At 68.3% G+C, this 11,631-nt stretch carries 9 protein-coding genes; 8 read left to right on the top strand and 1 reads right to left on the bottom strand.

Going from position 1 to position 11,631, the window contains the following annotated elements:
* The first annotated feature begins 70 nt into the window (after positions 1–70).
* A complete protein-coding gene (locus ACFE65_RS08840; RefSeq protein WP_375381990.1) occupies positions 71–700 on the top strand; it encodes a carbonic anhydrase in 630 nt (209 codons plus the stop codon).
* A gap of 51 nt (positions 701–751) precedes the next feature.
* Here the strand turns inward: ACFE65_RS08840 and aspS are convergent, their stop codons facing one another.
* Entirely contained in the window at positions 752–2,587 is a 1,836-nt protein-coding gene (gene aspS / locus ACFE65_RS08845; RefSeq protein WP_375381991.1) for an aspartate--tRNA ligase, read from the bottom strand.
* A gap of 174 nt (positions 2,588–2,761) precedes the next feature.
* On the opposite strand from aspS, the gene rnd reads away from it, so the two are divergent.
* From rnd to ACFE65_RS08880, 7 genes are all read left to right on the top strand, one after another.
* Complete coding sequence (gene rnd / locus ACFE65_RS08850; RefSeq protein ID WP_375381992.1) at positions 2,762–3,946, top strand: ribonuclease D; 1,185 nt, start codon at positions 2,762–2,764, stop codon at positions 3,944–3,946.
* A 65-nt stretch (positions 3,947–4,011) separates the two neighbouring features.
* Complete coding sequence (rimO, locus tag ACFE65_RS08855) at positions 4,012–5,373, top strand: 30S ribosomal protein S12 methylthiotransferase RimO (protein ID WP_375381993.1); 1,362 nt, start codon at positions 4,012–4,014, stop codon at positions 5,371–5,373.
* A 45-nt stretch (positions 5,374–5,418) separates the two neighbouring features.
* Positions 5,419–6,033: an undecaprenyl diphosphate synthase family protein gene (locus ACFE65_RS08860; RefSeq protein WP_375381994.1), complete on the top strand. Its 615-nt coding sequence runs from the start codon at positions 5,419–5,421 to the stop codon at positions 6,031–6,033.
* 55 nt (positions 6,034–6,088) lie between these two features.
* Complete coding sequence (locus ACFE65_RS08865) at positions 6,089–7,513, top strand: serine hydrolase domain-containing protein (protein WP_375381995.1); 1,425 nt, start codon at positions 6,089–6,091, stop codon at positions 7,511–7,513.
* 1 nt (position 7,514) lies between these two features.
* Positions 7,515–8,900 carry a M17 family metallopeptidase gene (locus ACFE65_RS08870; protein ID WP_375381996.1) on the top strand — a complete coding sequence of 462 codons (1,386 nt, stop codon included), beginning with the start codon at positions 7,515–7,517 and terminating at the stop codon, positions 8,898–8,900.
* Positions 8,890–10,515, top strand: coding sequence for an alpha-amylase family glycosyl hydrolase (locus ACFE65_RS08875; RefSeq protein ID WP_375381997.1), 1,626 nt, complete (start codon positions 8,890–8,892; stop codon positions 10,513–10,515). Before ACFE65_RS08870 ends, ACFE65_RS08875 begins: the two co-directional genes overlap by 11 nt.
* Positions 10,515–11,525, top strand: a complete 1,011-nt coding sequence (locus ACFE65_RS08880; RefSeq protein ID WP_375381998.1) for a glycosyltransferase family 4 protein — start codon at positions 10,515–10,517, stop codon at positions 11,523–11,525. The genes ACFE65_RS08875 and ACFE65_RS08880 overlap by 1 nt, the downstream gene beginning before the upstream one ends.
* Positions 11,526–11,631 lie beyond the last annotated feature (106 nt).

The following is an 11,631-nucleotide window of genomic DNA, read 5'->3' on the forward strand; positions in this document are numbered from 1 at the left end:
TGGCGACATGACGAACGCGTCATGCGCAGCAGCTTGCATCGGAGCCCGATAAACGAGCATGGGCACGGCGATGACAGACTTCACCGATCTCGTGGCCGGCTACCGGCGGTTCCGCCAAGGCGACTATGTCGAACAGCATGATCGCTGGGACAAGCTCGCCACGGGCCAGGAGCCCAAGGTGATGGTGATCGCCTGTTCCGACAGCCGCGTCGACCCTGCGCAGATCTTCGACGTGTCGCCGGGAGAGATCTTCGTGGTGCGCAACGTCGCCAATCTCGTGCCCCCGTTCGAGACCGGCGGCGGCTATCATGGCGTGTCGGCCGCGCTGGAGTTTGCGGTGACGCAACTTGAGGTGCCGGAGATCGTCGTGATGGGCCATGGCGCCTGTGGTGGCGTCAAGGCGGCGTTGGCGAAGAGCTTCGCCGGCGCTGCGCCCGGCGAAGGTGGCTTCATCGACAAATGGGTCGGTCTGCTCGACGGCGCGCGCGAGCGGGTGACGGCGCGGTACGGCGACGGACCCGAGGCGATCCGCGCGCTGGAACTGGAGACGGTACGGGTCAGCCTCGACAATCTGCGGACCTTCCCGTTCGTCGCCGATCGGGTGGCCCACGGACGCCTCACGCTCCACGGCGCCAATTTCGCGATCGCGGATGGCGTGCTGCACGTCATGAACGCGCACGGAGAGTTCGCGCCCGCTTGAGGCGGCACGGCCAGGACTTTTAATACGGGGCCCGCGCCGCTCGCGAAAGGTTCAGCCCTCCGAGCTCGGTGCCACCGCCCGCGTAACGTCCGCGCCCGCCGACCGTGCCGGCTTCGCCTCGGCGACCGTGCGCAGGCTGAGCTCGCGGAGCTGCGCGGCGCTCGCCGGGCTCGGCGCGCCCATCAACAGGTCCTCGGCACGCTGGTTCATCGGGAACAGCGCCACCTCGCGCAGGTTCTGCGCGCCGCACAGCAGCATGACGATCCGGTCGACGCCTGCCGCCATGCCGCCGTGCGGGGGCGCGCCATATTGGAACGCGCGGTATAGCCCGCCGAACCGCTCCTCGACGTCCGCCCTGGACAGACCGACCAGCTCAAACGCCTTGACCATCAGATCGGGGTGCTGGTTGCGGATCGAGCCCGATGCGATCTCGAAACCGTTGCAGACGAGGTCGTATTGATACGCCTTGATGCTCAGCGGATCGCCGCCCTCCAGCGCTGCCATCCCGCCCTGCGGCATCGAGAAGGGGTTGTGCGCGAACTCGATCTTCTTCGCGTCCTCGTCATATTCGTAGAACGGGAAGTCGACGATCCAGCACAGCCGCAACGCGCCCTGCTCGATCAGCCCGAGCTGATCGGCGACGCGGGTGCGGGCGAGGCCGGCGAGCTTGGCGGCCGACGCCTCCTTGCCCGCGGCGAAGAACAAGCCATCGTCATCGCCCAACCCCAGCTCGGCATAGAGCGCGGCGATCCCTTCCGCGCCGTGGTTCTTGGCTATCGGGCCGCCGAACTCGCCACCCTTGCGCGTGACGTAGCCGAGGCCCGCATAGCCCTCGCCGCGCGCCCAATTGTTCATGTCGTCGAAGAACTTGCGGCTCTTGTCGGCCGTCTTTGGCGCCGGGATCGCCCGGACCACCTCGCCGCGGCCGACCATCGCCTCGAACAGCCCGAAGCCCGAGCGCGCGAAGTGGCTGGAGACGTCGGTGATGAGCAGCGGATTGCGCAGATCGGGCTTGTCGGAGCCGTAGCGCAGCATCGCGTCGCTATGCGCGATCCGGGGAAACTGGCCGCTCGGCGTCACGGTCCGGCCGTCGGCGAACGCCTGGAACACGCCGCCGATCACCGGCTCCATCGTCTCCCAGACCTCCTCCTGCGTGACGAAGCTCATCTCGAGGTCGAGCTGGTAGAACTCGCCCGGCAGACGGTCGGCGCGTGGGTCCTCGTCGCGAAAGCAGGGCGCGATCTGGAAATACCGGTCGAAGCCTGCGACCATCAGCAACTGCTTATACTGCTGCGGCGCCTGCGGCAGCGCGTAGAAGGTGCCGGGATGGATGCGGCTCGGCACCAGGAAGTCGCGCGCGCCCTCCGGCGACGAGGCCGTCAGGATCGGCGTCGCATATTCGGTGAAGCCCGCCGCTTCCATCCGGCGGCGCATGTCGGCGATCACCTTCGTCCGGCGCACGATGTTGGCGTGCAGCGTCTCGCGGCGCAGGTCGAGGAAGCGATAGCGGAGGCGAATCTCCTCGGGATAGTCCTGCTCGCCTGCGACCGGCATCGGCAGCTCCTCGGCGGCCGACAAGACGGTGACCGCATCGGCGAACACCTCGATCGCCCCGGTCGCGAGGTTCGGGTTCACCGTGCCCTCCGATCGGCGCTTCACCGTGCCGTCGATCGTGATGACCGACTCGACGCGCACCTGATCCAACGTCGGCAACGCCGGACTGTCCGCGTCGGCGACGATCTGGGTGATGCCGTAATGGTCGCGCAGGTCGACGAATAGCACGCCGCCATGGTCGCGCTTGCGATGCACCCAGCCGGACAGGCGGACGGCGGTGCCGACGGCCGCGGCGTCGAGCGCGGCGCAGGTGTGGGTGCGGTAGGGGTGCATGACGGTAGCTCACGATTACGTCACCCCAGCGAACGCTGGGGTCTCGTGCGGCTGGGGCGACCCCACGACCGGGAGACCCCAGCATTCGCTGGGGTGACGGTGATTGAATGGGTGCGCACGTCCCTCCCCACCCTTCCTTTGTCAACCCGCCCCCGCCCCGCTATGCCCACGGTCATGCACATCCACCCGCTCGTCACCGACACCGCCACGCTCACCGACCTATGCGCCCGATGGGCCAAGGCGGACTTCATCACCGTCGATACCGAGTTCATGCGCGAGAGCACGTTCTGGCCGCTGCTCTGCCTCATCCAGGTGGCGGACGGACACGAGGCCGCGGCGATCGACCCGCTCGCGCCGGGCCTCGACCTCAGGCCGCTGCTCGACCTGCTGGTCGACAACGAGGATGTGCTGAAGGTCTTCCACGCCGGAGGCCAGGATCTCGAGATCGTCTACAACCTGACCGGCAAGACGCCGCATCCGCTGTTCGATACGCAAGTCGCGGCGATGGCGCTCGGGCAAGGCGAGCAGATCGGCTATTCGAACCTCGTCGACAGCTGGCTCGGCATCCAGATCGACAAGGGGGCCCGCTTCACCGACTGGGCGCGGCGGCCGCTCGACGCGCGGCAGATCGAATATGCGATCGGCGACGTGACGCACCTGGCCGCGATTTTCCCCAAGATGCTCGAGCGCCTCCGCAAAACTGGCCGCGGGCAATGGCTCGATCAGGAGATGGAGCGGCTGGGCGATCCCGAAAATTACGCCAACGACCCCGAAGAGGCGTGGAAGCGCGTGCGCGTGCCCAGCCGCAAGCCCGACGTGCTCGGCCGCCTGAAGGCACTCGCCCGCTGGCGCGAGATGGAGGCGCGCGGCAAGGACATCCCGCGCGGCCGCGTCGTCAAGGACGAGACGCTCGCCGACCTCGCCGGCCACCCGCCGCGACGGCAGGCGGACCTTGCCAAGGTTCGCGGTCTGTCGGCGAACTGGGCGAGCAATGACATCGGCGGCCGGCTGATGGCGGCGTTGGAGACCGCGCCGCCGCTCGACGCCGACGAGCTGCCGCCGCGCGAGGACCGCAAGCCCGGGCTCGGGAAGGACGGCGCGCTGGTAGCGGACCTGCTAAAGCTTTTGTTGAAGATCCGCGCCAAGGAGATCGACGTCGCGTCCCGCCTGCTCGCCCGCTCGGAAGAGCTGGACCTGCTCGCGGCCGGGCAGCGCACCGGGCTCAGCATGCTGGACGGCTGGCGCCACGACCAGTTCGGCCGCGACGCGCTCGACCTGGTCGAAGGCCGCCTCGCGTTCGCGGTGAAGAACGGCCGGCTGACCATGACGCGAACCGAAGACGCGCCGGCAGCGGACTGAGTGCCGCTGGCGGAACCGGGCGCCGCTGGCGGAACCGGGCGCTTGGCCCTATGAGCGGTCGTTCAATGACAACTGTCCTACCTTCCCCGCCGCGCATCGGCATGGTTTCGCTCGGCTGCCCGAAGAACCTGGTCGACAGCGAGCGCATCCTCACGCGGCTGCGGGCGGACGGTTACGCCATGTCGCCCGACTATGCCGGCGCCGACGTGGTGCTGGTGAACACCTGCGGCTTCCTCGACAGCGCCAAGGAGGAGAGCCTGGAGGCGATCGGCGAGGCGATGGCGGAGAACGGCCGCGTCATCGTCACCGGCTGCATGGGATCGGAGGCCGAGACGATCCGATCGCGCTTCCCCGACGTGCTGGCGGTCACGGGCGCGCACCAATATGAGCAGGTCGTCACCGCGGTCCACGAGGCCGCTCCGGCGGCGCGTTCGCCCTATCTCGATCTGGTACCCGGCGGCGCGGTCGAGCTGACCGACCTCAAGCTCACGCCGCGCCACTATTCGTATCTGAAGATCTCGGAAGGCTGCAATCACCGCTGCTCCTTCTGCATCATCCCGTCGCTCCGCGGTGATCTTGCGAGCCGGCGGCCCGACGCGATCCTGCGCGAGGCGGAGAAACTGGTCGCGGCGGGAACGAAGGAGCTGCTGGTCATCAGCCAGGATACCAGCGCCTATGGCCTCGATCTGCGTCATGCCGACTATCCGCTCAAGTCGGGCGGAGCGGTCCGCGCGCACATGACGGACCTCGCGCGCGAGCTCGGGCAGATCGCCCCATGGGTGCGGCTCCATTACGTCTATCCCTATCCGCACGTCGATCACGTCATCCCGCTGATGGCGGAAGGCCTGGTGTTGCCGTATCTGGACATCCCGTTCCAGCATGCCTCCCCCGCCGTCCTGCGCCGGATGAAGCGGCCGGCCAATGACGCCAAGGTGCTGGAGCGGCTGCGCACGTGGCGATCGATCTGCCCCGACATCGCGATCCGCTCGACCTTCGTGGTCGGCTTTCCCGGCGAGACCGAGGACGACGTGCGCTACCTGCTCGACTGGCTGGACGAGGCGCAGCTTGATCGTGTCGGCGCGTTCCGGTTCGAACCGGTTGCGGGCGCACCCGCCAATTTGCTGCCCGATCCGGTGCCGGAGGAGGTGAAGGAGGAGCGCTACGCCCGCGTGATGGAGAAGACCGCTGCGATCAGCGCGGCCAAGCTCCAGCGCAAGATCGGGCGTACGCTGTCCGTCATCATCGACGAAGTGGGAGACGCCGGCGATCCGGAAGGAGGCGCCACCGGCCGCAGCCAAGCCGACGCGCCTGAGATCGACGGTCAGGTCTTTTTGCGGAACGCGGCTCACCTGTCGGTCGGCGACATCGTGCCGGTGACGATCGAGGATGCGGACGACCATGATCTCTACGGCGTGCCCCTTGCGTAACGTCTCGCGGGAGGATCGGGCCCGGCGTGGCGAGAAGGGACAATGATGGCCAACCGCCGGATACCGCGTCACGTCGGCTTCATCCCGGACGGCAACCGGCGCTGGGCGGCCGAGCGCGGCATGGCCAAGCAGGAGGGTTATCGCCATGGCATCGAGCCGGGGTTGCGGCTGCACGACGAGTGCCGGCGGCTCGGCGTCGAGGAGATCTCGATCTATTGCTTCACCAAGGACAATGTGAAGCGGCCGGCCGTGCAGACGGAGGCGTTCAAGCAAGCATCCATTGATTTCGCCTCCGCGGTCGCGGATCGTGGCGCGGCGGTGCTCGTCGTCGGTGACGACACCTCCACCCAGTTCCCGGCCGAGCTGGCCCCGTTCCGCGAACGGCAGGGCGACGGGATGAAGGTCAACCTGCTCATGAACTATGGATGGGACTGGGATCTGGCCGGCCTCAAGACGGGCGAGCTGCGCTCGCAGCCGGTGTCCCGCATGGACCTCATCGTCCGCTGGGGCGGCGGCCGGCGGCTGAGCGGGTTCCTGCCGGTCCAGTCGGTTTATGCCGACATCTACGTGTGCGACGCGCTCTGGCCCGACTATGCGCCCGAACATTTCGAGGACGCACTCGCCTGGTTCCGCCAGCAGGACCAGACGTTGGGTGGCTGAGCCTTCCCACATGCTGCGTCTGTCCTGCTGCTCCGGTTTCTGACATATCGGCCGGATGCAACCGTTCCGAAGCCTCCGTCGATGGGTCGTCCCGATCGCCCTTCTCGCCCCCGCTACATTGGCGGCGCAGGCGATCACCCCGGCCGAGTCGGCCAAGATTGACGCGATCGTCGCCGCCTCGCTCGCCAAGACGGGGGTGCCCTCCGCGTCCGTTGCGGTGGTGCGCGGCGACCGGCTGGTGTTCGCGCGCGCCTATGGCAAGGCGTCGCAGACGATCCCGCGTGCGACCCCGTCGCTGCCCTACCAGATCGCCTCCATCTCCAAGCAGTTCACCGCCGCCGCGGTCCTGCTGCTTCAACGCGACGGCAAGCTGAGCCTCGACGACACGGTCGCCAAGTATGTTCCGGGCGTCACCGAGGGCGACCGGATCACGATCCGGCAGTTGCTGTCGCATACCGCGGGGCTGCAGGATTACTGGCCGCAGGATTACAGCTTCGCCGCGATGGCGACGCCGACGACGCCGCAGGCGATCGTCGATCATTGGGGCAAGAAGCCGCTCGACTTCCAGCCCGGCACGCAGTGGCAATATTCGAACACCGGCTATGTCGTCGCCGGCCTGATCGTCGAGAAGGTGGCGGGCGAGCCGCTGCTCGCGTTCCTCCAGAGCCGCGTTTTCCAGCCGCTCGGCATCCGCGCGGTGGATCAGGACCTGGCGACGGGTCCCGGCTTCCCGCAGGGGTATCAACGGTTTGCGCTCGGTCCCGTCCGCGTTGAGCGGCCGGCGGCGCGGGGCTGGCTGTTCGCCGCCGGCGAGTTGGCGATGAGCGCGAGCGATCTGGCGAAGTGGGACATCGCTCGGATCGACCGCGCCGTCCTCGCTCCCGCCGACTGGCAGGCGCAGGAGACGGCGGTGAAACTCACCGACGGCAAGGACACCGGCTATGGACTGGGCGTCGACGTCGGCACCAACCGCGACGGGCGCCGTTATGTCGAGCATAGCGGCGAGGCGGTCGGGTTCCTGACCCAGAACATCGTGTATCCCGACGACAAGGCGGCGGTGATCGTCTTCACCAACGGCGATTTCTCGGACGCCTACAAAGGCATGGCCGCGAGCATCTACAAGGTCGTGTTGCCCGCCCCTGCGTCCGTCACCGGCGGCGCGCTGGATGACGTCGCGGCCACCGTCCACGCCCGCGCGGTGTTCGACGCCTTGCGCGCCGGATCGCTGGATCGGTCGACGATGACGGCGAACTCCAACTTCTACTTCACGTCGACGGCGCTCGCTGATTACCGCGCCAGCCTCGGGCCGCTCGGCACGCCGACCGCGTTCGAACCGACGGGTCCCGCCAAGCTGCGCGGCGGCTTCGTCAACCGCAACTACAAGGTCACCTTTCCCGGCCGGACGTTGACGATCGTCACCTATGCCGAGCCCGGCGCTGGCGGGAAGTACGAGCAATTTCTCGTCATGCCGGCGAATTGAGATGATCGACGCCAGCGCTACGCTTGCCGTCGATACCGGACAGGCCGCGCGGGAAATCACCTTGGTCGACCCCGCCGACTGGGACGCCTGGTCCGCAGCCTGCTCGCCTGCCGTCTGCGCTTCGCTCGCGGCCCACCGGATGACTGGGAAGGCCGGCGCGACAGCAATCCTCCCCGGCGACACGCCAGAGGACTGGTCGGCGCTCGTCGTCGCGTCGCCGGACGACAGGCTATGGTCGCTGGCGAAGCTGGCCGAAACGCTGCCGGCCGGGACGTATCGACTGACCGGAGGCGATCCCGGCGCCGCGGCGTTCGGCTGGGCGCTCGCGCAGCATCGCTTCACCCGGTATCGCAAGAGCGACGACGATCGGAAACCGCGCGTCCTGCTGGTCCCGGAAGAAGCCGCCCGCGCCGAGACGATCCGGCTGGTGGACGCGACCGCGACCGTGCGTGACCTCGTCGACACCGGCGCCGCCGATCTCGGGCCCGCTGAGCTGGAGGCCGAGGTGGCGGCGCTCGCGACGAGGCACGGCGCGACCATAGACGTCACGCGCGGCGACGCATTACGCGATGGCTTCCCCATGGTCCACATCGTCGGCCAGGCGGCGGCAGCCGGGCGCGAGCCGCGGATGATCGAGCTTAGCTGGGGCGACCCCGCCCATCCCCGCATCGCGATCGTCGGCAAGGGGGTTTGCTTCGACAGCGGCGGGCTCGACATCAAGCCGTCGGCGGGAATGCGGCTGATGAAGAAGGACATGGGCGGCGCGGCGCACGCGCTCGCGCTGGCCGGGCTCGTCATGGCGGCGGGCCTGCCCGTCCGGCTGCACCTACTGATCCCGGCGGTGGAGAATGCGATCGCCGGCAATGCCTTCCGCCCCGGCGACGTGCTGCCCTCGCGGCTCGGGCTGAGCGTCGAGAGCACCAACACCGATGCGGAAGGGCGATTGGTCCTCGCCGATGCGCTGACCCGCGCCGGGGAGGAACGGCCGGTGCTGATCCTCGACTTCGCAACCCTCACCGGCGCGGCGCGGGTGGCGCTCGGTCCCGATCTGCCGGCGACCTTCGCCAACGACGAGCGGCTGGCCGCCGACCTGCTCGTGGCGGGCGAGGCGGTAGGCGATCCGCTGTGGCGGCTGCCGCTGTGGGATGGATATGACGACCTGCTGAAGTCCGATGTCGCCGATCTCGTCAACGCGCCCGACGGCGGGTTTGCGGGTGCGGTGACGGCGGCGCTGTTCCTGCGGCGGTTCGTGCCCAAGGGCACACCGTGGGCGCATCTCGACACGTTCGCCTGGCGGCCAGCGGCCAAGCCCGGCCGACCCAAGGGCGGCGAGGCCTATGGCCTGCGCGCCTGCTATCAGTTGCTGAAGACCCGCTATGGTGCGTGAGTCTGGAGAAGCAGGCTCGGTACTCGAACCCTGGTGGCAGACCGGCGTCATCTACCAGATCTATCCGCGCTCGTTCCAGGACAGCGATGGGGACGGCATCGGCGACTTGGCGGGGATCGTGTCGAGACTGGATTACCTGACCGATCTTGGCGTGGATGCCTTGTGGCTCTCGCCGATCTTCCCCTCGCCGATGGCGGATTTCGGCTATGATGTGGCCGATTACATTGACGTCGATCCGATGTTCGGTACGCTGGCCGACCTCGACGCGCTGGTCGCCGCCGCGCACGAGCGTGGCCTGCGCGTGTTGCTCGACCTGGTCCCGAACCACAGCTCCAGCGAACACCCATGGTTCAAGGCGAGCCGGTCGTCGCGCACCGATCCCAAACGGGACTGGTACATCTGGCACGATCCCGCTCCCGACGGCGGTCCCCCCAACAACTGGACGAGCGACTTCGGTGGCTCGGCGTGGGAGTGGGACGGCGCGACCGACCAATATTATCTTCACGCGTTCCTGAAGGAGCAGCCGGACCTCAACTGGCGCAACCCCGCGGTGCGGGCAGCGATGATGGACGTGCTGCGCTTCTGGTTCGCGCGCGGCATCGACGGGTTCCGGATTGACGTGCTGTGGCACCTCGTGAAACACGCCGACTTTCCCGACAACCCGCCCAATCTCGCTTGGGTCCCGGCGATCCGCGATCGCGACCGGGTGTTGCAGCATTACTCAACCGACCAGCCAGAAGTTCATGAAATCGCAGCGGAAATGCGCCGGATCGCCGATGAGGCCGGTGCGCGGGACGGACGCGAGCGGGTGCTGATCGGCGAGATCTACCTGCCTTACGATCGGCTGATGACCTATTACGGCAGCGCTGATGCGCCGGAGGTGCACCTGCCGTTCAACTTCCGGCTGATCGGTGCGGACTGGACGGCGCGCAACGTCGCCGCGATCATTTCCGAGTATGAGGCCGCATTGCCGGACGGAGCGTGGCCGAACTGGGTGCTGGGCAACCACGACCAGCCGCGCCTCGCGGGCCGCATCGGCGTGGCGCAGGCGCGGATCGCGCAGATGCTGCTGCTGACGCTGCGGGGGACGCCGACGCTCTACTATGGCGATGAGCTCGGCGTGGCGGGCGAGCCGGTGCCGCCGGACCGCATCCGCGATCCCCAGGCCTTGCGCGAGCCGGGCGCGGCCTTCAACCGCGACGAGGCGCGGCTGCCGATGGCGTGGGACGGCGGCGCAGGCGCGGGCTTCACGACCGGCGAGGCCTGGCTGCCGGTGCCGGCCGAAGCGACGATCCGGAACGTTGCCGCGGAGGCGGCGGACCCCGCCTCCCTGCTGTCCCTGACGCGTCGCCTCTTGCGGCTTCGTCGCGAACGACCCGCGCTGACGCTCGGTACGCTTACCTTGCTGTCGAGAGAGGACGATGTGCTGTTGTACGAACGCCGCGCGGACGACGATCGCATCCTGGTGGCATTGAACCTGTCGGACGAGCCTCGCCCGCTGGCGCTACCTGGCTGGGCGGCGCATCTCGAGCCGCTGGTCACCGCGACACCGAGCCCGTTCGAGCTGGGCTTGCTCACGGCCGATCAGGGCATCGTCTTCGGGCAGGCGCGCTGATGCGCATCGCGATGCTCGCCCCGATCGCCTGGCGCACGCCGCCGCGCGCCTATGGCCCGTGGGAGCTCGTAACCAGCCTGCTGACCGAGGCGCTGGTCGCGCGCGGCGTGGACGTGACCTTGTTCGCGACGCTCGACAGCCAAACGGCAGGCACGCTCGCCGGCGTGGTGCCGCGCGCCTATTCGGAAGACCCGTCGATCGACGCCAAGGTGTGGGAGATGCGCCACCTCGCCCACCTCTTTGAACGCGCCGGCGAGTTCGATCTGATCCACAACCAGGCGGATTTTCCCGCCCACGCCTTTTCCGGGCTGGTCGATACGCCGATGGTGACGACGATCCACGGCTTCTCCTCCGAGCGGATCATGCCGATGTACGCGCCCTACCAGGATCGCGTGAACTATGTGGCGATCAGCGACGCGGACCGGCATCCCGCGTTGCGCTACGCCGCGACGATCCACCATGGCATCCCGCTGGCGGACTTCGCGTTCGATCCGGTCGGCAGCGACGACCTGCTGTTCTTCGGCCGCATCCACCCCGACAAGGGCGCCGCAGAGGCGATCGCGGCGGCGCGGGGGGCCGGACGCCGGCTGGTGATGGCCGGGATCGTGCAGGACGCGGGCTATCACGATCGCGAGGTCGCGCCCGCGATCGATGGCGAGCGGGTGATCTATCTGGGCCCGGTCGGCGGCGAGCGGCGCGTGCGGACGCTGGGATCGGCGGCGGCGCTCCTCCACCTCATCGGCTTCGACGAGCCGTTCGGGCTCTCGGTGGTCGAGGCGATGGCGTGCGGCACGCCGGTGATCGCGTTCGACCGCGGATCGATGCGCGAGCTGATCGACGACGGCGTCACTGGCTTCCTGGTGAACACTGTGGACGAGGCGGTGGCGGCGATCGGCCGGATCGGCGAGATCGACCGGGCAGCGTGCCGGGCTCGGGTCGCGGAGCGGTTCACCGTCGAGCGGATGGCGGACCGCTATCTCGACCTCTACCGCACCATTCTGGGCCGCTGACGAAGGCCTGAGCGAAAAGTAGGTAACAGTAGGTAACACCAAAACGCTGTTTGCCGCGCACCAGATTTGTCTGGCGAATAGCGCGAACAGGCACACGCCGTCCGGC

Source organism: uncultured Sphingomonas sp. (assembly GCF_964237335.1).
Classification (GTDB): Bacteria; Pseudomonadota; Alphaproteobacteria; order Sphingomonadales; family Sphingomonadaceae; genus Sphingomonas.